This window comes from Candidatus Pantoea floridensis (assembly GCF_900215435.1).
Classification (GTDB): Bacteria; Pseudomonadota; Gammaproteobacteria; order Enterobacterales; family Enterobacteriaceae; genus Pantoea; species Pantoea floridensis.
Window position 1 is genome coordinate 2552209 of the sequence record NZ_OCMY01000001.1, and the last position, 21663, is coordinate 2573871.

The 21663-nt window shown below is 56.3% G+C and carries 18 protein-coding genes; 17 read left to right on the top strand and 1 reads right to left on the bottom strand.

Going from position 1 to position 21663, the window contains the following annotated elements; genetic code table 11:
* The first annotated feature begins 87 nt into the window (after window positions 1–87).
* From CRO19_RS12090 to CRO19_RS12135, 10 genes are all read left to right on the top strand, one after another.
* Window positions 88–696 (top strand): hypothetical protein, encoded by a 609-nt coding sequence (locus tag CRO19_RS12090; RefSeq protein ID WP_097096018.1) that lies wholly within the window; start codon window positions 88–90, stop codon window positions 694–696.
* A 111-nt stretch (window positions 697–807) separates the two neighbouring features.
* Window positions 808–2247 (top strand): circularly permuted type 2 ATP-grasp protein, encoded by a 1440-nt coding sequence (locus CRO19_RS12095; protein ID WP_097096019.1) that lies wholly within the window; start codon window positions 808–810, stop codon window positions 2245–2247.
* Window positions 2241–3170, top strand: coding sequence for an alpha-E domain-containing protein (locus CRO19_RS12100; RefSeq protein ID WP_097096020.1), 930 nt, complete (start codon window positions 2241–2243; stop codon window positions 3168–3170). The genes CRO19_RS12095 and CRO19_RS12100 overlap by 7 nt, the downstream gene beginning before the upstream one ends.
* On the top strand, window positions 3167–3964 hold the full coding sequence (locus CRO19_RS12105; protein ID WP_097096021.1) for a transglutaminase family protein: 798 nt from the start codon (window positions 3167–3169) through the stop codon (window positions 3962–3964). Before CRO19_RS12100 ends, CRO19_RS12105 begins: the two co-directional genes overlap by 4 nt.
* A gap of 20 nt (window positions 3965–3984) precedes the next feature.
* Window positions 3985–4689 (top strand): proteasome-type protease, encoded by a 705-nt coding sequence (locus tag CRO19_RS12110; protein ID WP_097096022.1) that lies wholly within the window; start codon window positions 3985–3987, stop codon window positions 4687–4689.
* Window positions 4690–4821: 132 nt separating this feature from the next.
* Window positions 4822–6522 carry a bifunctional ornithine lipid synthase OlsF gene (gene olsF / locus CRO19_RS12115; protein WP_097096023.1) on the top strand — a complete coding sequence of 567 codons (1701 nt, stop codon included), beginning with the start codon at window positions 4822–4824 and terminating at the stop codon, window positions 6520–6522.
* Between the two features lie 152 nt (window positions 6523–6674).
* Complete coding sequence (locus CRO19_RS12120; protein ID WP_097096024.1) at window positions 6675–7742, top strand: ABC transporter ATP-binding protein; 1068 nt, start codon at window positions 6675–6677, stop codon at window positions 7740–7742.
* A 24-nt stretch (window positions 7743–7766) separates the two neighbouring features.
* Window positions 7767–8753 carry an ABC transporter substrate-binding protein gene (locus CRO19_RS12125; protein ID WP_097096025.1) on the top strand — a complete coding sequence of 329 codons (987 nt, stop codon included), beginning with the start codon at window positions 7767–7769 and terminating at the stop codon, window positions 8751–8753.
* A gap of 2 nt (window positions 8754–8755) precedes the next feature.
* Window positions 8756–10492: an ABC transporter permease gene (locus CRO19_RS12130; RefSeq protein WP_097096026.1), complete on the top strand. Its 1737-nt coding sequence runs from the start codon at window positions 8756–8758 to the stop codon at window positions 10490–10492.
* 202 nt (window positions 10493–10694) lie between these two features.
* A complete protein-coding gene (locus tag CRO19_RS12135; RefSeq protein ID WP_097096027.1) occupies window positions 10695–13538 on the top strand; it encodes an EAL domain-containing protein in 2844 nt (947 codons plus the stop codon).
* A 108-nt stretch (window positions 13539–13646) separates the two neighbouring features.
* On the opposite strand, the gene ftnA is transcribed toward CRO19_RS12135, so the two are convergent.
* Window positions 13647–14153, bottom strand: coding sequence for a non-heme ferritin (ftnA, locus tag CRO19_RS12140; protein ID WP_097096028.1), 507 nt, complete (start codon window positions 14151–14153; stop codon window positions 13647–13649).
* A 238-nt stretch (window positions 14154–14391) separates the two neighbouring features.
* Here ftnA and CRO19_RS12145 point away from each other — a divergent pair, with 238 nt between their 5' ends.
* The 7 genes from CRO19_RS12145 (at window position 14392) to deoC (ending at window position 21579) form a co-directional block, all read left to right on the top strand.
* Window positions 14392–15495 carry a M20 peptidase aminoacylase family protein gene (locus CRO19_RS12145; RefSeq protein ID WP_097096029.1) on the top strand — a complete coding sequence of 368 codons (1104 nt, stop codon included), beginning with the start codon at window positions 14392–14394 and terminating at the stop codon, window positions 15493–15495.
* A 286-nt stretch (window positions 15496–15781) separates the two neighbouring features.
* Window positions 15782–17371: a peptide chain release factor 3 gene (prfC, locus tag CRO19_RS12150; protein WP_097096030.1), complete on the top strand. Its 1590-nt coding sequence runs from the start codon at window positions 15782–15784 to the stop codon at window positions 17369–17371.
* 261 nt (window positions 17372–17632) lie between these two features.
* Window positions 17633–18247 carry a molecular chaperone OsmY gene (gene osmY, locus CRO19_RS12155; RefSeq protein ID WP_097096031.1) on the top strand — a complete coding sequence of 205 codons (615 nt, stop codon included), beginning with the start codon at window positions 17633–17635 and terminating at the stop codon, window positions 18245–18247.
* A gap of 93 nt (window positions 18248–18340) precedes the next feature.
* Window positions 18341–18502, top strand: coding sequence for a DUF1328 domain-containing protein (locus CRO19_RS12160; RefSeq protein ID WP_007893192.1), 162 nt, complete (start codon window positions 18341–18343; stop codon window positions 18500–18502).
* Between the two features lie 174 nt (window positions 18503–18676).
* A complete protein-coding gene (locus CRO19_RS12165; protein ID WP_097096032.1) occupies window positions 18677–19729 on the top strand; it encodes a patatin-like phospholipase family protein in 1053 nt (350 codons plus the stop codon).
* Complete coding sequence (locus CRO19_RS12170) at window positions 19726–20505, top strand: TatD family hydrolase (protein WP_097096033.1); 780 nt, start codon at window positions 19726–19728, stop codon at window positions 20503–20505. Before CRO19_RS12165 ends, CRO19_RS12170 begins: the two co-directional genes overlap by 4 nt.
* A 294-nt stretch (window positions 20506–20799) precedes the next feature.
* On the top strand, window positions 20800–21579 hold the full coding sequence (gene deoC, locus CRO19_RS12175; RefSeq protein ID WP_097096034.1) for a deoxyribose-phosphate aldolase: 780 nt from the start codon (window positions 20800–20802) through the stop codon (window positions 21577–21579).
* The last annotated feature ends 84 nt before the right edge of the window (window positions 21580–21663 follow it).

The following is a 21663-nucleotide window of genomic DNA, read 5'->3' on the forward strand; positions in this document are numbered from 1 at the left end:
TTTTATGTGAATTTTGTCGGCGGGCGCACATTGCAATGGCTGTGAGGTAAGCCACAATTAAGCCATGTGGTTAACCGGAGAAAGAGTATGACTGCCAACAACTCCAGCCTGCTGTTACTGATGTCTTTCGCCGCCGGCACCTTTTCCGCTGGATCGTCCAGCAATCCGCAACATTTGATGCTATCGCTGCCGTCCGGTGGCGTGCCTAACAATCCGCTGCCGCTGATTATCTGGCCCGGTATCGTGCCGGATGAAGATGAAGCGGCAGACAGCGCGGCCTGGTTTGAAAAAACCTTTACCCGCAACGGCTGGCCCGCTGCCTGGCGCTCGCCGATCTTCCCCTATACGCATTATCACCCCAACACGCATGAAGTCTTAGGCGTCGGCGCCGGCTGGGCGGAAGTGCTGTTTGGTGGGGACAGCGGTCGCATGGTGACGCTACGCGAAGGCGATGCGGTGCTGATCCCCGCCGGAGTGGGCCATAAGCAGGTATTTGCCTCTGAGGATTTTTTCACCGTGGGCGCCTATCCTGAAGGGATGTCCCCGGAAACCGTGCGTGATGAGCCATCGCGTTTACGTGCGTCGAAGGAGAAGATCCAGCATGTTCCCTTGCCGCATCGCGATCCCTTCACCGGTGGCGATGGCGCGATGACGGAGATTTGGCTGCCAATCGCGCAGCAGCTGATGCACCAGTAAGGTGCAAATCAGCCGTAATCGTCCGCGCGGCGCGTGTGCCATGCCGGGGCAAGCCTCTGGCACAGTTTGTGCAGGAGAGAGTGAGGTCCTCTGACAAGCGCCGGGTAAATCATGAAAGAAAGCTACCAGATAGCATCGCACTTCTATGATGAGATGTTGCTAAGCGATGGCCAACACCGCGCTCATTATCAGCAATACTGGGAATGGTTACAGCAGGCGGACGTCGATGCAGTGGCGCGCAAGCGCGAAGAGGCGGAACTGCTGTTTCATCGTGTGGGCATTACATTCAACGTATACGGTGACGATGGTGGAGCGGAGCGTTTAATTCCCTTCGACAGCGTGCCGCGCATCATACCTGCGCGAGAATGGGCAATGCTCGACCGCGGCATCCGCCAGCGCGTCCAGGCCCTTAACGCCTTCCTGCATGATATCTACCATCAGCAACACATCCTTAAAGCCGGAATTGTCCCCGCCGAACAGGTGCTGGTTAACGATCAGTATCAGCCCTGTATGCAGGGAGTCGATCTGCATCGCAACATATATGCGCACATTGTCGGCGTGGATATGGTGCGTAATAACGATGGCGACTATTACGTACTGGAGGACAATCTGCGCACGCCGTCCGGCGTCTCGTACATGCTGGAAAACCGCAAAATGATGATGCGGCTCTATCCGGAGCTGTTCGCCGAACAGCATATCGCGCCGGTAGAGCGTTACCCCTCGCACCTGCTGCAAACCCTGCGCGAAAGCTCGCCGGTTAACGATCCGGTGGTAGTGGTGCTGACGCCAGGCCGCTTCAACAGCGCCTACTTTGAACACAGCTTCCTCGCGCAGCAGATGGGCGTGGAGCTGGTGGAAAGCGCCGACCTGTTCGTGAAGGACGGCGCGGTGATGATGCGCACCACCGCCGGGCCGTGCAAGGTGGATGTGATCTACCGTCGCGTGGATGATGCCTTCCTCGATCCGCTGGCGTTTCGTCCTGATTCAATGCTCGGGGTGCCCGGTCTGCTGTCGGTGTATCGCTCCGGCAACGTGGTGCTGGCTAACGCCATCGGCACCGGCGTTGCCGATGATAAATCGATCTATCCTTATGTGCCGGAGATGATCCGCTTCTATCTCGATGAAGATCCGATCCTCAATAACGTGCCCACCTGGCAGTGTCGTAAACCGCAGGATCTCACCTATGTGCTTGCTAACCTCAGCAAAATGGTGGTGAAAGAGGTACATGGCGCCGGCGGTTACGGCATGTTGATTGGTCCGGTGGCAAGCCAGCAAGAGCTGAGTGATTTCCGCGATCGCCTCAAAGCGCGACCGGAAAACTACATCGCGCAGGACACGCTTTCGCTCTCCACTTGCCCAACCTTTATTGATAACGGCCTGGCGCCGCGCCATATCGATCTGCGACCGTTTGCCTTGTGCGGTGCCGACATTCGGCTGGTGCCCGGGGGGTTAACTCGCGTAGCGTTAAATGAAGGATCGCTGGTGGTGAACTCGTCGCAGGGCGGTGGCACTAAAGATACCTGGGTTTTGGAGGATGACGCATCATGCTAAGCCGCACCGCCAGTGGTCTTTATTGGATGGCGCGCTATCTGGAGCGCGCGGAACAACTCGCTCGTGTGTTAGACGTCACCAATCGCTTATCGTTGATGCCGGTGCGCGGTAGCCAGGGGGATGAGCTGCTGCTGCCGCTCAATCTTACCGGCACACGCGAGCTGTTTGAAACCCTCAACGGCCGTTTCACCATGGCGCAGCTGTTCAACTTCTTTGCCCTCGACGATCGCAATCCGAGCAGTATTTTCAGCTGCTGGCAGGAGGCGTGGAACAACGCGCATGCGGTGCGCGGCAGTTTGTCATCGGAAGTGTGGGAGAGCATTAATTCCACCTGGATTGAAATGCGCAATACGCGACGACGCGGTATTACCAGCGCCAATGCCGATACCTTTTTTGATTGGGTTAAAGAGCGCTCGCACCTGTTTCGCGGCGCGATGTTCGGCACTTTGCTGCGCGGCGATGCCATGTGTTTTATCCGTATCGGCACCCTGATGGAGCGCAGCGATGGCACCGCGCGTTTGCTGAGTGTGAATCAGCAGCTGCTGGAGCAGCAGTCGGATTCGGTACGCGAATATTATTGTCTCGATACCCTGCTGCGTGCAGTCTCAGCGCGCGAAGCCTATAACGCTATCTTTAAGCAGCAGCTGTTTCCCGATCTGGTGAACGAGATGCTGATCCTGCGCAGCGAAAGTCCGCGATCGCTGCACTCCTGCATTGATGAGATCGCTACCCAGCTGGAGCAGATCGGCAGCAGCGGCGAAGATCGTCCACGTTATCTGATCACCGTGCTACTGGCGGAGATGCGTTTCAGCACGTGGGAAAGCCTGACGCACGAAGGGTTAGATCGCTGGCTCAATCACTTCCTCACGCGTCTTAACGCGCTGGCCGAGAGTATTAATCACACCTATCTGGAGGCGAAATGAGACTGAACATTGAGCATAAAACCAGCTACGCCTACGAGCAGCAGGTAAAACTCAGCACCCAGTATCTGCGCCTGACGCCGCAAAACTCGGTGCATCAGCAGATTATCTCGTGGGATTTGGAGCTGCCGTGTGCCGCCACGCGTACAGAAGATGCCTACGGCAATGTGATGCATGTGCTGACGCTGGATACGCCGCATCAGCAATTGGCTATCGCAGCGCGCGGGGTGGTGGAGATCCTCGATGACGGCGAGTGGGCACCCGATCCGGAATGCGCGCTATCGCCGCTGGTGTTTCTGCGCTCAACGCCGTTAACCCAGCCCAACGGCGAGATTCGCGATTTTGCTCAGCGCTACTGGCGGCCAGAGAAGCCGCTGGCCAGCCTGGAAAAGCTCATGGACGAACTGCTGCTGAAAATGCCGTATCGTCCTGGCAGCACTCAGGTAACAGATGCCGCAGCGAAAGTATTTGCTGCCGGCAGCGGTGTTTGCCAGGATCACAGCCACGTTTTTCTCGCCTGCTGTCGCAGCCTTGGCATTCCGGCGCGCTATGTCAGCGGCTATCTCTATACTGAAAACGTTGAGCACGTCGCCACTCATGCCTGGGTTGAAGCCTGGCTGGATGGCAGTTGGCACAGCTTTGATATCACCAATAATACCCGCAGTACGCGTCAGCATTTGCGGCTGGCGGTTGGCGTGGATTATCTCGATGCATGTCCGGTGCGCGGTATGCGGCTGGGCGGCGGCGGTGAAGATATGCTGGCGGTGGCTGCGGTGCTGCAGGTGCATGCGCAGTAGCAATCTGAATAGGCACGACTATGACTTATTGTGTGGCAATGCGTTTATCGTCAGGGATGATTTTTGTCTCCGATTCGCGCACCAATGCGGGCGTTGATCATATCTCCTCGTTCCGTAAACTGCATGTTTTTCAGGTGGATGATGAACGCACGCTGGTGCTGCAAAGCGCAGGCAATCTGGCCACCACGCAGAGCGTACTCAGCCTGCTGCGACGTAACAACGGCGATAGCGAACAGCCCAATTTGCTCAATGGGCGATCGCTGTATGACATTGCGCTGATGGTGGGGGAAACGCTGCGGGAGGTGATCAAACGCGATGGCGAAGAGTTTGGCGGCACGCTGCTGTTGGGCGGCCAGATTCGTGGCGAGGAGCCGCGTCTGTTCCAGATCTATCCGCAGGGTAATTTCATTGAGGCCAGCGTCGACACGCCTTATTTCCAGATTGGCGAGAGCAAATATGGCAAACCGATTATCGATCGCGTGCTGCGTTATGAAACGCCGCTTAGCCAGGCCATGCAGTGTGCGCTGATCTCAATGGATTCGACGCTCGCCAGTAATATTTCCGTGGGCCTGCCGCTGGATGTGATGGTGTATCACACCGACAGTTTCAGCGATAACCAGCAGTATCACATCACCGAGCAACACCCCTATTTTTCACAGATTCGTCAGCTGTGGAGCAAAGGCTTATTGAGCGTGTTTTCGCAGTTGCCCCCCCTGCAGCTGTAGCCTGAATGGCAGACGCCTCGCCGCGTTTGCCCCTTCTGATTTTTTCCTCGGTTAGTGCATCCCGGTCATAAATCTGAAAACAAGCCGTTTTAACGTCGAAGCGATTAATCGCTGCGCATAAAAAGGTGAATAATGTTTTCAGTTGATCAGCTTCTCGATACGTACTGGCCCGGTCACCAACCCGCGAACTGGCAAAAAAACGCGCTGAAATGGGCGGTTCGCGAACATGAATTCCAGGCATTTGCTGCCCGCTATCGCCACCTCAAAGGCGTGGATATGGTGGAGCAAGTGCTGGAGCACCTGGATGTGCGTTGTGAACTGAGCGAGCGCGATCTGGAACAAATCCCCACGCGTGGCCCGGTGGTGATTGTCGCTAATCATCCGCTGGGCGCCCTGGATGGATTAGCCCTGCTGGCGGCCGTTTCGCAGGTGCGGCGCGATGTGAAGATCGTGGCCAACCGCATGTTGATGATGCTGGAACCGATCAACAACATGATGCTGCCGGTGGATAACATGGGCAACCGCACTAGCCGCGAACAGTTCACGCGCATGCAGCAGCATCTTGATAATCAGGGTGTACTGATCATCTTCCCGGCGGGTGAAGTCTCGCGGCTTACCAGTCGAGGCGTGCGCGATCGTCACTGGCATCACAGCTTTCTGCGTCTCGCCGCGCGCGCGCGCGCGCCTATCGTACCGGTGCATGTGGTGGGGCGTAACAGCCTGGCATTTTACGCAGCAGCGAAAATTGCCGCACCGCTGGCGTTGCTGATGCTGGTACGTGAGATGTTTCGTCAGCGCGGCGCGCGCATCAAGCTGCATATCGGCGAGCAGATCCCCTTTGCGCATTGGCATGATGGCCATACGCCCGGCAAAGAGCTGGCGAAGCGGCTGCGTAAGCATCTGTATCGCATCGGGCAGGGGCGACGCGGCCTGTTCCAGACCGCAGCGGCGATTGCCCGCCCGGAAGATCGTGCCGAGCTGAAAAAAGCGCTGCTGGAGGGCGAACGACTCGGCACGCTGCCGGATGGCAAACAGATCTACCTGTGGCGACGTAATGGCGCGAGTTGGGTACCGCTGCTGCGCGAGCTGGGCCGTTTACGGGAAGTGGCGTTCCGCGCGGTCGGCGAGGGCAGCGGGCGCCGTCGCGATCTCGACAAATACGATGATGATTATTATCACCTGATTTTGTGGGATGACGATGAACTGGAAATTGTCGGTGCCTATCGCTTTATTCCGGGCGCCGAGCAGCTGGCGCGTCGCGGACTGGAGGGCATTTACAGCGACAGCCTGTTCCACTACGACGAGCGTATGCTGCCGATCATCCATCAAGGTCTCGAGCTGGGCCGCAGTTTTATTCAACCCGCTTACTGGGGGAAACGCGGCCTTGATTATCTGTGGATGGGGATTGGCGCCTATATCGCCAAATATCCCGAAACCCGCTATCTGTTCGGCCCGGTATCGATCTCCGGCGGGATGCCGCTGGCGGCGCGCGATTTGCTGGTGGCGTTCTATCGTCTCTATTTCCCTACCGAACTGCCGCTGGCAACCTCGCGTCGCCCCTATCCAGCATCGCTGCCGGAAGTGCTGGCGCAGTTCACCGGCGATAATTACAGCGAAGATTTGCGACGCCTTAAACACCTGCTGGCCAACCTCGGCACCGCTATTCCCACGCTGTACAAACAGTATTCGGAGGTATGCGAACCGGGCGGCGTGCAGTTTATCGATTTCGGCAGCGACCCCGATTTTAACCACTGTATTGATGGGTTAGTGCTGGTGGATCTCACCCGGGTGAAGCCCGCGCGCTATGAGCGTTATATCGGGATGCATCTGTGAATTGGTCGCCATAAATGGCGACCCTACGGCGAGGTGGCGGGGATCGTATGTTTATGTAGGGTCGCCATTTATGGCGACCAGGCTCAATGTCATGGAATCGTCATCACAGTGTCGTAGGGTCTTAGCCGGACTGATTAAGAAAGGCCCGAAACATGGCATCAATCATACTGCGCGGGCTGTGCAAATCCTTTGCGGCGCAGCCGGTGTTGCAAGATATCTCGCTGCAGATTGCGCAGGGAGAATTCATCGCCGTATTAGGCCCGTCGGGCTGCGGCAAAACCACGTTACTGCGCCTGCTGGCCGGATTTGAAACCGCCGATGCCGGGGAAATCCACGTTGGCAATCGCTGCTTTGCGGCTCCGGGCGTGCACGTGCCGCCGGAAGATCGTCAGCTTGGCGTGGTATTCCAAAGCTACGCGCTGTGGCCGCATATGACGGTTGCGGAAAATGTCGCCTACAGCCTGAAAGTCAATGGCGTGGCGCGTGCAGAACGCGAACGCCGCACCGAGCAGGCACTGGAACTGGTGGGATTGCAGGATTTTGCCACGCGTCGTCCCGCCGATCTCTCCGGTGGCCAGCGTCAGCGTGTGGCGCTGGCGCGTTGTCTGGTCGCGCAGCCAACGCTGGTATTGCTCGACGAACCGCTGGCGAATCTTGATGTGCACCTGCGCGCCACAATGGAAGAGGAGTTCCGCCGCTTCCACCATCACAGCCACGCGACTTTGCTTTATATCACTCACGATCAGCATGAAGCCATGGCGCTGGCCGACCGCATCGTGGTGATGGATGGCGGACGCGTGATGCAGTTTGCCACGCCGCACACGCTGTGGCGTGAACCGGCGAATGAGATGGTTGCCCGCTTTATTGATGACGGCAAAGTGCTGCCCATCCACGACATCGAACCGTTCGGCGCAGGCCGCGCGCAGGCCACGCTGTGCGGTTTGCGCGTGTCATTACGCTGCGCGCCTGAGCAGCGCCCGCAGCCGCACGGGCAAGCCAGTTTTCATGCGGTGGACTTCCGCCTGGCGCAGCCTGGCGAACCGCAGTTTGCCGCCCAGGTGCAGCGGGTGATTTATCGCGGCGGCCATTATCAGCTGATTGTCACGCCGCTGGCGGCACCTGAAACCCGCATCACGTTGCTGCTGGATGGGCCACCTTTACCCGTTGTCGACGCTACGCTGGGTGTGGCGCTGCGCGACGGTTGGATTCTGCCTTCTTAATCGTTATCAACTCAGGGAAATGCTATGCGTACGTCATTTAACGTTTTGATGTTAGCCGGATTACTCGTTTCAGCCGTCAGCCATGCCGACGACGCGCCAGCGGGAAAGCTGGTGGTTTACACCTCGCAGGCACCGGAAATTGCTCAGCAGACCATGGATGCATTCAGAGCAGCTTATCCGAATGTGCAGGTGGAGTGGACGCGTAACGGCACCACGCAATTGATGAATGTGCTGCGCACCGAGATGATGAGCGGCCAGGCGAAGCCCGATGTACTGCTGATTGCCGATGCCATTAACCTTGGCGCGCTCAAGAATGAAAACCAGCTCTACCGCTACAGCGACGCGCCACTCAGCCATATCAATCCGGCGTTTTACGATAAAGATAAAACCTTTTTTGGCACCAAAATCATCGCCACGGTGATTGCCTATAACACGCAGCACGCGCAGCCGATTGATAGCTGGAACGCGTTGGCGGTTGAAGCCAACAAGGGGCAGATTGCGGTGCCTAGCCCGCTCTATTCCGGCGCGGCGCTCTACAAGCTGCACACCGACATCAACACGCCGTCCATTGGCTGGAACTTCTATAAGCAGCTTGCGGCGATTGGCGTGGCGCCGCAGGGCGGTAACGGCCCGGCGCTGAAAGCCGTCGCCAGCGGGCTGGATAAATACGGCATCATCACCGATGCCGACGTGATTCTGGCGAAGAAAAAAGGCTCCCCGGTTGACCTGGTCTATCCGAAAGAAGGCGTTTCCTATGTGACCGAGCCGGTAGCCATCATGAAGTCGGTGCATAATCTGCCTGCCGCCAAGGCGTTTGTGAACTTTATGCTGTCGGAGCCGGGCCAGAAACTCGTGGTCGAACAGGGCAACCGTCCGGTGGACGATCGCGTTGCGGCGCCAGCAGGCTTCACGCCGATCGACCAGATCAAGCTGCTGTCGCCTGACGTCGCGAAAGCGATTAAAGAAGACGCCGCGGTGCGCGATCAATTCACCGCCCTGTTCGGCGGCTAAGCATGAGCGTGGTCAGCAACGAATGGCGCAGCGCGGCGCGCGGCGGTAAACGCGTTAACAGCGAACGCCTGGTTCTGGCGCTGATGGTAGTGCTGATTGGTTTACTGTCGGTCGCGCCACTGCTGCGGCTGGTATGGACCGCTATCGCGCCTGCCGGCGTGCCGGACATGGCGCGGTTAGCGCGTCTGCTGACCAGCGATCGCGTGCTTATCGCCAGCGGCAACACGTTGCTTATCGCACTCAGCTCCACCTTGATTTCCGTGGTGCTGGGCACCGCCGCCGCCTGGCTGGTGGCGCTCAGCAACCTGCGCGGCAAAACCGCGTGGGTATTTGCCTTTATTCTGCCGCTGATGATTCCGCCGCAGGTCACGGCGCTGGCCTGGCTACAGGCGCTGGCACCGGGCAGTCCGCTGGCGCTGCTGTGTGCCACGATGGGGCTGCCGTGGTTTGCGCCGGGTGAACAACCGCTCTATTCCCTTACCGGCATTGTGCTACTGCTGGGGACGCACAATGCGCCGCTGGTGTTTCTCACCGTGCGCGCCGGTTTGCGCCGTTTACCGGCAGACTTAGTCGAAGCGGCGCAGGCGAGCGGGGCGACGCGCCTGCGTGTGTTATTCACCGTTATTTTGCCGCTGGCACGGCCGGCGATTTTTGCCGGTGCCGCCCTCACTTTTGTTGCCGCAGCAGGCAATTTTGGTATTCAGGCCCTGCTCGGCATTCCGGCGCGCGTGCCAACGCTTATCACGCTAGTGTATCAGCAGCTCAATGGTATTGGCCCGAGTGCGCTGCCGAATACGGCGGTATACGCCTTGCTGATCGCGGCGATTACGCTGGCGGGCATGGCGGCCAGCGCGTGGCTGGGCGGGCGGCATGATGTGCGCGTTAACGGCGCACCGCGCCTGTGGCAGCAATCGCTGGGGCGCGCCCGTGTGGCTATTGAAGCGCTGGCGTGGTGGTGGATGGCATTGACGCTACTTTTACCGCTCAGTGCCTTGCTTATCACGGCGTTAACCCGCGGCTTTGGCCAGGCGCTGACCTGGCAAACGCTGACGCTGGAAAACTTCCGCGCCGCCTTGTGGGGCTATCCGGCTGTGCGTCAGGCTTTCCTCACCAGTCTGGGATTGACCACGCTAGCGGCGCTGATTCTGACGGTTTGCGCGTTATTCCTCGCTTACTTCCTTAGCTGGCGTCGTACAAAACTGGTGCGCGGCCTGTGGCTGGCGAGTGAACTCACCTACGCGCTGCCGGGAATTGTGACCGGCGTGGCGGCGATGCTGTTCTTCCTGCGCCCGCTGCCGATCGTCAACGTTTCGCTGTACGGCACGGTGTGGATCATCCTCGCCGCCTATCTGGCAAACTTCCTCGCGCTGGTGCTGCGTCCGACGCTGGCCGGATTCGCACAGCTGGAGCCGGCGCTGGATGAAGCGGCACGTTTGTGCGGTGCCGGCTTTATGCGGCGCATGCGCGATATTCTGCTGCCTTTGGCTGCGCCCGCCGCGCTGGCGGGCAGCGTGCTGGTCTTTCTCACCGCCCTGAATGAAATTCAGGTCTCGATATTGCTGGTCACTTCGCAAACCCAAACCATTGGACCTACCATTGTGTTTCTTGACGAAGGCGGATCGGCTTCGCTGGCGGCGGCAGTGGGCTGCCTGATGATTGTTGTGGTTTGCTTATTGATGACGCTCGCCACCTATCTGGCGCGACGCCTGCCGCAAGGCGTTCTTCCCTGGCAAGCGTAACGGGCGTTTCCGTCAACGCATGATGAATGGTTAAGTATCCCGCTGAACATTTTCTCGCCACTGCCGATAATCTACCTACCAACATTTGTCTGTGGGCGAATAGCGCTTGTCAGCGCTGCGTATTTGCGCTTAAGTCTGCATGATAATTAAGAATTTTCTTAAAAATTCTGCATAACACCAGGCCAGCAATAGGCGAATAACAATGAATAATAACTCTGACGTCATGTACCGACTCCTGGTGCAGAGCGTAGTGGATTACGCCATTTACATGCTCAAACCCGATGGCACCGTGGCGAACTGGAACACCGGGGCCGAACGCGCCAAGGGCTACACGCCCGACGAGATTGTTGGGAAGAATTTTGCGCTGTTCTACAGCGAAGACGATCGTAAGAACGGCGCACCGCAGCGTGGGCTTTCCATCGCTACAGCGACGGGACGTTTCGAAACCGAAGGTTGGCGCTATCGTAAAGACGGCAGCGCGTTTTGGGCACACGTGGTGATTGACGCCATTCGTGATGAGTACGGTGAGCTATTGGGCTTCGCCAAAATCACCCGCGACTGCACCGAACAACAGGCATTACAGCGGAAACAGCGGGAACAGGAGCAGCGTTTTCGTATGCTGGTGGAGGGCGTTAGCGATTACGCCATCTACATGCTCGATTTGGACGGCAACGTTGAAAATTGGAACGTAGGCGCACAGCGCGCAAAAGGCTACGTGGCGGAAGAGATCGTTGGGCAGCACTTCTCGCGCTTCTACAGTGCGCAGGATCGCCTCAATCACATCCCGGAGAAGAACCTCAGCACCGCGTTTAAAACCGGTCGATTTGAGGATGAAGGTTACCGTTATCGCAAAGACGGCAGCGCCTTTTGGGCGCACGTCATCATTGACGCAATTCGTGATGATGCCGGCAAGCTGATCGGCTACGCTAAAATCACCCGCGACTGTACCGAGCAGCAGGCGCTACTGCGCAAACAGCAGGAGCAAGAGAAAAACTTCCGCCTATTGGTTGAGGGCGTGCGCGATTACGCCATTTATATGCTGGATGTGCAGGGCCGAGTGGTGAACTGGAATAGCGGTGCACAGCGTGCCAAAGGCTATGTTGCCGATGAGATTATTGGCCAACACTTCTCGGTGTTTTACAGTTCAGCCGAGCGCAATGCCAATGCGCCTGAAGCGAATCTCGGGATTGCGTTGAAAACCGGGCGTTTTGAAGATGAAGGCTGGCGCTACCGTAAAGACGGTTCCGCCTTCTGGGCGCACGTGGTTATCGAAGCGATTAGCGATGAAACCGGCAAACTGATTGGCTTCGCCAAAATTACCCGCGACGTGACCGAGCGTCGTGAGAATGAGCAAAAGCTGCTGCGCGCGCGGGATTTGGCGCAGACGCAGAGCGCGAAAATGTCGGAGTTATCCGGCTTTCTCGACACCATCATCAGTAATATTCCCTCTTGTGTGATTGTTGAAGACGCCATCAGCCGTGAAATTTTGATGGTAAATGACAAAGCCGAGCAGCTGTTTGGCATCAACAAAGCGCTGATCATGCATAAACGCCCGCACGAATGTATGTCGCCGGAGCTGGGGGATTACTTCAACAGCCTGGCGGATGTGGCGTTGCGCAGCGAAGGTATTCATTCACGGGAACAGCTGCTGCTAACCGCCGGCGGCGAGCGCATTCTGCATACCCGCGCTACCACCATCAGCGGCAAGGATATGCGTCAAAACTACGTGATGCTGATTGTGGAAGACGTAACGGATCAGCGCGAAGCGGATGCGCGTATCCGCCATATGGCGCACCACGATAACCTCACCAGCCTGCCAAACCGCGTGCTGTTCCGCCAGAAGCTGAGCGAAGCGCTGCGGGTTGATAGCCAGAACAAGCACATCAGCGCGACGCTCTGTCTCGATCTCGACAACTTCAAGAATGTGAATGATGCGCTGGGCCACCAGATTGGTGACGATCTGTTGCGCGTGGTGGCGAAACGCCTGCGCAGCGCCCTGCGCGATCACGATACATTGGCACGCATTGGGGGCGATGAGTTTGCCATTGTGCTACCGAATGTTCGCGGTGCGGATGAAGCGGCGATGGTGGCGCAGCGGCTCATAGAAGCGATTCGTCCACCGGTGAACATTGAAGGGCATAATTTGTCGGTGGGCTTAAGCGTGGGAATTGCGCTGACGTCACAAACCACCAATACCCCCGAACATATGCTGCGCTGCGCCGATATGGCGCTGTACGAAGCCAAGCGCAATGGCCGCAACCGCTTTGAACACTTCACGCTGGCGATGGACGATCTGGCGCGCAGCCGTCGTGTGATCGAGAACGATCTGCGTGAAGCCATTACTGGCCGCCAGCTTAAGCTCTATTACCAGCCGATCACCGATGAGAACGGCATTATTGGCTATGAAGCGCTGATGCGCTGGCATCACCCGATTAAGGGGCTGATCATGCCGAATGATTTTATCCCCATCGCCGAAGAGACCGGCTTGATCCATATGCTCGGCGCGTATGCGCTGTATGAAGCCTGCCGCGAAGCGCAGAGCTGGGGTACGGAGCAATCGGTCTCGGTGAATTTGTCACCGCTGCAGTTCAAGAACAGCTCGCTGGTTTCGGTGGTCGAAGGCGCGCTGCGGGAATCAGGGCTTGCGCCGCATCGGCTGGAGGTGGAGATCACCGAATCGGTGCTGCTGGACGATACGCTCGGTAATATCCGCACGCTGCAAAGCCTGAAAACCCTCGGCGTGCAGATTGCGCTCGATGATTTTGGCACCGGCTATTCATCGCTGAGCTATTTGCGATCGTTCCCGTTCGACAAGATCAAAATCGATAAGTCGTTCATCAACGATATGGGCGATAGCCGCGAAGCGCTGGCGATTATCCGCGCCATTACCGGCATGAGCCGCAGTCTCGATATTCAGATCACCGCCGAAGGTGTAGAGAGCAGCGAGCAGTTTGCCAAGCTGCGCGAAGAGGGCTGTACGTTGTTCCAGGGCTATTTCTTTGGGCGTCCACAGCCATCGGAATTGCGTTTGAAAGCGTTGGATTAATTATCCTGGTCGCCATGAATGGCGACCTTACAATCTTCCCTGCGAAGCTATAAAAAAACGCCCGACATGTCGGGCGTTAGCGGTTTTGCTGTGTGTAATCTTTTTTTTTTATGCGCCGTGGCCGTCAACGGACATGTGGCCGAGATCTTTGTCCACCAGGAACAGGCCTTCGCCTTTATTGCCCACCAGCGCCAGTTTATCCAGCACGGTTTTGAACAGCTTCTCTTCTTCATGCTGCTCTGCCACGTACCACTGCAGGAAGTTGAAGGTTGAGTAATCCTGCGTGGTTAATGCCGAATGCACCAGCTCATTGATTTTTTTGGTGATCAGCTGCTCATGCTTCAGCGCTTCTTCCAGCACATCATTCAACGAGGTCCAGCTAATTGCCGGTGCAGCAATGCTGCCCAGAACCGGAAGGGCACCTGCATCGCTAACGTAATCGAACAGCTTTTGCATGTGCTGCATCTCTTCGCGTGAATGCATTTTCAGGAATGAAGCGGCACCTTCATAGCCTTTATCGCTGCACCAGGCGCTCATCTGCAGATACAGGTTGGCAGAAAAGAATTCCAGGTTCAGTTGGTCGTTTAAACGAGAGGTCATTTCAGCAGTTAACATGGCTGATTCCTTTTTAATTTATCAGGTGAAGTGCGATGAATTATGCATCAATCTATACTTTTTTGTGAAGGGTTTTCCGTAAAAAGGTTGAGTTTATCTTATTGATTGTAAATGGAATTATTCCACTTGTTGAATGCGAAGAGTTCTCAGTTTTGACTAATTTTCATTCACGCTGGATTGATTATAGCGGCACATCGGGCGATGCTGGGGCTTGCCTTTACTTGTCAGGAGCTTAGCGGTGTCGAATGTCTTAGAGCATTACCATTTTCTGCATGAAATCCCCGAGTTGGGTTTTCAGGAATTTAAAACCTCAGCTTATATTGCCGACCAGCTGGAAAGCGCTGGCATGAAGGTCACGCGCGGTATCAATAACACGACCGGTATCGTGGCGGAAATTGACAGCGGCGTGCCCGGCCCGGTGCTGGCGCTGCGGGCGGACATGGATGCGCTAGGTCATATTATTGATGGCGTGCCCTGCGCGCGTCATACCTGCGGCCACGATGGGCATTCGTCGGTGGTGCTAACGGCGGCGCAGGAGCTGCTGAAAGAGGGGGCAATCAAGAAAGGGCGGCTGAAGCTGCTGTTCCAGCCCGCGGAAGAGCTGGGGGCCGGTGCGCTGGCGATGATTGAGGGCGGCGCGCTTGATGACGTGGAGATGATCCTCGGCTTTCACGTGCGTCCGCTGGAAGAGTGCCATGTGGGACAGGCGACGCCGGCGGTGATCTATTCTGCCTGCAGCACGCTGGAAGCCACCATTAAAGGGGCTCCCGCGCATGCGGCGCGGCCACATTTGGGCGTCAACGCGTTGGATGCGGCAGTGCAAGCGGTGCAGGCGGTGAACGCCATCCATCTGCCGCCGGGATTAACCTGGAGCGTCAAAGCGACGCGCTTCCTGTGCGATGCCGGTGTCACCAACTCGGTACCGGATGAGGCGCGCGTGGTGTGGGATCTGCGGTCGCAGGAAAACGCGCCGATGGACTTGCTGAAAGAGAAGGTGACGCTGGCGATTCAGCACAGCGTGGCGGCGCTGGGCGCCACGGCCGATGTGGTGGTGTTGAAAGAGATGCCTGCCGCGGAGATCCATGAGGAAGCTACCGCGGTGATTCGCGCGGCGATTGTTGATGTGCTGGGCGAAGCGGGGCTGCTGGAGACCAAAACCACGCCGGGCAGCGAAGATTTCTTTTATTATCCGGTGAAAAATCCGCAGCTGAAAGCCGGTTTCTGGGGACTGGGAACCAATCTGGTGCCGGGCCTGCATCATCCTGATATGCGTTTTGAGCTGAGTTCGCTGGAGATTGGCGTGAAGATCTTTAAAGCGGCGGCGGTGCGGGTTCTGGGCTGAAACACGTAGGGTCAGCATTTATGCTGACCTGGACGCTCCCTGGTGCGCATGAATGCGCACCCTACAAGCCCGGCCATCCGACGATTTCCCCCCTCCGCGAAATATTGTATGCTATGCCGCCTCAATACTGATGGGACTTCAGGACTGCCGCCAATGTAGATCGCGCATATCTTGCTGTGAACTGACGCCGCTGCGTCACCATTGGCCGCGTTATCCCGCGGAATGACCCCGAAACGATTTATCGCAGCGCGCCACCCGCGCGCTGCCCTTGAAGAAGAATTCACTCATGTCGAATGCCCCCTTTTTAGAAGAAGTGGCGCGCCGCCGTACCTTTGCGATCATCTCGCACCCGGACGCCGGTAAAACCACAATTACCGAAAAAGTGCTGCTGTTCGGACAGGCGATTCAAACCGCCGGTACCGTTAAAGGCCGCGGCTCCAATCAGCACGCAAAATCAGACTGGATGGAGATGGAGAAACAACGTGGTATCTCCATCACCACCTCGGTGATGCAGTTCCCGTATCGCGATAGCCTTGTGAACCTGCTGGATACCCCAGGACACGAAGACTTCTCCGAAGATACTTACCGTACGCTAACGGCGGTCGACTGCTGTCTGATGGTGATTGACGCCGCGAAAGGTGTTGAAGATCGTACCCGCAAGCTGATGGAAGTCACACGCCTGCGCGATACGCCGATCATCACCTTCATGAACAAACTCGACCGTGACATCCGCGATCCGATGGAGTTGCTGGATGAAGTGGAGAGCGAGCTGAAGATTGCCTGCGCGCCAATCACTTGGCCGATTGGCTGCGGCAAGTTGTTCAAAGGGGTGTATCACCTCTATAACGACGAAACCTACCTGTATCAAACCGGTAAAGGTCACACCATTCAGGAAGTGCGCATCGTTAAAGGCCTGGCGAATCCAGAGCTGGACGCGGCGGTAGGCGAAGATCTGGCTCAGCAGCTGCGCGACGAGCTGGAGCTGGTGCAGGGCGCATCGCACGAGTTCGATCAAGAGCTGTTCCTGAGCGGCGAAATCACGCCGGTGTTCTTCGGTACCGCGCTGGGTAACTTCGGCGTTGACCATATGCTGGATGGCCTGGTTTCCTGGGCACCGCGTCCGATGCCACGCAACACTGACGCGCGTCTGGTGGAAGCGAAAGAAGAGAAGTTCAGCGGCTTCGTGTTTAAGATCCAGGCAAACATGGACCCGAAACACCGCGACCGCGTGGCATTTATGCGTGTGGTGTCCGGTAAATATGAAAAAGGCATGAAGCTGCGTCAGGTACGTACCGGTAAAGATGTGGTGATTTCCGATGCGCTGACCTTTATGGCGGGTGACCGTTCGCACGTTGAAGAAGCGTATCCTGGCGACATCATCGGTTTGCACAACCATGGCACTATCCAGATCGGCGACACCTTTACCCAGGGTGAAAACATGAAGTTCACCGGCATTCCGAACTTCGCGCCAGAGCTGTTCCGTCGTATTCGCCTGCGCGATCCGTTGAAGCAGAAACAGCTGCTGAAAGGGCTGGTTCAGCTGTCGGAAGAGGGCGCCGTGCAGGTGTTCCGCCCGGTGCATAACAACGATCTGATCGTCGGCGCGGTTGGTGTGCTGCAGTTTGAAGTGGTCGTGGCGCGCCTGAAAAGCGAATATAACGTTGAGGCGATTTACGAAGCGATCAACGTCTCTACGGCACGTTGGGTTGAGTGTAACGACGCGAAGAAATTCGACGATTTCCAGCGTAAAAACGAAGTTAACCTGGCGCTAGACGGCGGTGATAACCTCACTTATATCGCACCTACCATGGTAAACCTCAACATCACGCAGGAACGCTATCCTGACGTGACTTTCCGCAAAACGCGCGAGCACTAATTGGCGTTATCAGCAGGGCCAGTAATTTTCACTGGCCCTGTTTTCTTTGTTACAGACTCCTCCTAATTCCGCTGTTTTTTTCTCTTTTTGGCGATATATCAACCACAAGAGTCAGCAAAAGCTGTAATCCCTACTACTCTTATCCTGTCGGACGAGAAAAGAGACCTTTCAGGTTTCATTACGTCCATCAACTCAGCAACGCCGTTCGTTGCTGGCGCATCCGCGATAACGGATGAGTTAACTGATAGAAGGATGATATCGATGAATAAGACTAAGATTGCCAAAACCCTGATTGCTGCTCTGGCGGGTTCTGCTCTGTTGAGCGGTGCCGCTTTTGCCGATGAATCCATGTCGCAGAAAGCACAGCAAACCTCCGACAGCGCGGGTGCGAAAATCGATAGTTCTATGAAAAAAGTCGATGGTTATATGGATGACAGCGGCATCACCGCCAAAGCTAAAGCAGCGCTGGTGGATGATGAAGCGATTAAAAGCACGGATATCTCCGTCAAAACGCATGATGGCGTAGTGACCTTGAGCGGCTTCGTTGCTTCTCAGGATCAGGCGGAAAAAGCCGTCGCGCTGGTGCAGAAAGTCGAAGGTGTGAAATCCGTCAGTGACAAACTACACGTTAAAGACAGCAAAAATGCTTCGCTGAAGGGTTATGCCGGTGATACCGCCACCACCAGCGAAATTAAAGCTAAGCTTTTAGCAGATGACATCGTACCGTCGCGCAACGTGAAGGTGGAAACCACCGATGGCGTCGTGCAGTTATCTGGAGAGGTGGCGAACCAGGCACAGTCCGATCGTGCAGAGAAAATCGCTAAAGCCATTGAAGGCGTGAAAAGCGTGAAGAATGACCTGAAGGTGAAATCTTAACGCGAGCGTTACGGCATCATCTGATGCCGTTTCGTAATAAAAACAAAGGTGTAAATAAGCAGTTCGATTTTCACAATGGTAAAGGAGAGGCTTATGTTTCGTTGGGGTATTATCTTTCTGGTCATCGCTCTGATTGCTGCAGCATTAGGTTTCGGCGGTCTGGCGGGTACGGCAGCATGGGCAGCTAAAATTGTGTTCATTGTCGGTATTATTCTGTTCCTCGTGAGCCTGTTTACCGGGCGCAAACGACCCTGACTACTTGCGTCTTAGACGTTAACCCGCGAGTCACCTAAAGCGGAGACCAGTCATTTGCGGCATACTACGAAGCCGCGACGATTGCAGAAGCAATTGGTCAGGGAACGACAATGACTGGTTCTCCGGGATGCTGCCTCTGGCAGCTCCCTCAGAGCAAAACACTGAGGGATGTCCATGGGTACGCGTATTCCATTAACGTTGGGTTCTATTGAACCGCTTGCATTAGCGCCCTTCAAAGCCAATAAAATTGCCCTCGTATGCGAAGGCGGCGGTCAGCGCGGTATCTTCACTGCAGGTGTACTCGATGAGTTTCAACGCGCAGGATTCAATCCCTTTCAGCTATTACTCGGCACTTCAGCCGGTGCACAAAACTTGTCTGCCTTTGTCTGTGGCCAGCCCGGCTACGCGCGGCGCGTGATTTCTCGTTACACCACCAGCAAATTGTTTTTTGATCCGCTGCGTTTCGTGCGCGGTGGGCATCTTATCGATCTCGATTGGCTAATCGATATTACCAAGCAGGAGTTTCCGCTGGCGCTGACTACCGCCGAAGGGTTGTTTGCCAAAGGCAGCGAATTCTATATGTGCGCCTGCCGCAGCGATGATTATCGCGCGGAGTATTTCAATCCTACCAGCACCAACTGGCATGACATCATTAAGGCCTCCAGCGCCATTCCCGGCTTTTACCGCAGCGGCGTGCAGATGGACGGCGTAAGTTATCTGGATGGCGGTATCAGCGATGCGATTCCGGTGCGTGAAGCGGCACGACGAGGCGCAGACACTATTGTGGTGATCCGCACCGTACCTTCGCAGATGTCATACACGCCGAAGTGGTTTAAACGCATGGAGCGTTTTTTGTCCGACAGCGCCTTGCAGCCGATGATCAACATCTTGCATCAGCATGAAGAGAGCTATCGCGAGATTCAGCAGTTTATTGAGCAGCCACCGGATAATCTGCGCATCATTGAAATCTGTCCGCCGAAACCGCTGGCGAGCATGGCGCTCGGCAGCAGGATGTCGTCGCTGAATCAGGATTACCATTTAGGTCGGCGCAGCGGGCGTTATTTCCTCGCCACGCTTGGGCAATGGCTGAGCGACGCCGAGCCGTTTGTCCGTCAGATCACGGTAACGCCGCCGGCAGCCGTAGCGAATGCGCCAGATAATCGCGTTGTAATTACGCCTTCGCTGGCGGAAAACGATGCAGATTTTAATAAAGGTTCGCTGGCATGAGATTTATCGACACGCATTGCCACTTTGACTTTCCCCCATTTGTTGAGGATGCGCACGCTAGCATTGAGCGTGCCGCGCAGTCGGGCGTGGAGCGCATTATTGTGCCCAGCGTAGATGCCAGCCGTTTCGCTCGGGTTAGCCAGCTCGCGCAGCAACATGACGCGCTGTATGCCGCGCTGGGCCTGCATCCCATTAATATTGCGCAGCATCAGGAAGATGCGCATCTTGAGGCGCTGGAAAGCTGGCTGAAAAAGCCAGACAGCAAGCGCGTGGCGATCGGTGAGATCGGTCTCGATCTTTACATGGAAGATGCGCAATTCGCTAAGCAGACGCGGCTGCTCGATAAGCAGCTCAGGCTGGCGAAGCAGTACGATCTGCCGGTCATTCTGCACTCACGTCGCACCCACGATCAGTTAGCCATGCATTTACGTCGTCACGATCTGCCGCGTCGTGGCGTGGTACACGGTTTCGCCGGTAGCCAGCAGCAGGCTGATCGCTTTATTCAGCTCGGCTACGCGATTGGCGTCGGCGGCACTATCACCTATGAACGTGCCAGCAAAACCCGCAATACCATCGCCCATCTGCCGCTGGCGTCGCTGTTACTGGAAACCGATGCGCCGGATATGCCGCTGCAGGGTTTTCAGGGCCAGCCGAATCGCCCCGAGCGGGCGCGTAATGTGTTTGATGTGCTGTGCCAGCTGCGCAGTGAATCCCCTGAAACCATCGCCAATGCGTTATGGCATAACAGCCTGCGTCTTTTTGCGCTGCCAGCCTGATTCCCCACCCGACAAAATCTGCATTTACGCCACCTTACGTCTGATTAGCTACAGTGATAGAGCCGACAGTACACTTTTGCATCCTTTTTTGTGATAATACTAACAATGGCGAGCTGGGCGGTATTCTGGCTTGATTGGCAATTATTTGTGATGTTAATCACTAAATTATTGTATATGAATGACGGGTTTTCTGTTCATGTGTGACATGAAACGCAATTCGTTGTCACGGTAATTGTTAGAATTATCACATTCCCCGGTGGGTTGTGCCCGCCGATCTGAATTTTGGAGAGCATCATGACCGACCTGAAAGCAGCAGCACAGCGCGCATTGCAACTGATGGATTTAACAACCCTGAACGAAGACGACACCGACGAGAAGGTGATCGCGCTGTGCCGTCAGGCGAAATCGCCGGCCGGCAATACCGCTGCAATCTGTATCTATCCGCGCTTCATTCCGGCGGCGCGTAAAGCGCTGCGCGAGCAGGGTACACCAGAAATTCGCATTGCTACCGTCACCAACTTCCCGCACGGCAACGATGACATCGAGATTGCGCTGGCCGAAACCCGCGCGGCGATCGCCTACGGTGCCGACGAAGTTGACGTGGTGTTCCCGTATCGCGCGCTGATTGCCGGTAATCGCGACGTGGGTTTTGAACTGGTGAAAGCCTGTAAAAAAGCCTGCGCAGACGCCAATGTGCTGCTGAAAGTGATTATCGAAAGCGGTGAGCTGAAAGATGAAGCACTGATTCGTGCGGCTTCTGAGATTTCAATTGATGCGGGCGCCGATTTCATCAAAACCTCCACCGGTAAAGTGCCGGTCAACGCCACGCCTGAAGTGGCGGCCATCATGATGCAGGTGATCCGCGATAAAGGCGTGCAGCAGCAGGTCGGCTTTAAACCAGCGGGCGGCGTACGTACCGCTGAAGATGCGGCGCTGTATCTGAAGCTGGCTGACGACACGCTGGGTGAAGGCTGGGCGGATGCGCGTCATTTCCGCTTTGGCGCCTCTAGCCTGCTGGCAAGCCTGCTCAATACGCTGGGCCACGAAACCGCGACCAGTAAAGCGGGCTACTAAATCTCTTTCGCTGATGGTTCTGCGATTCGTAGCGGCGCGATTTATCGCGCTGGTTTTTACGCTTCAGCCCCGACTTAACATCGC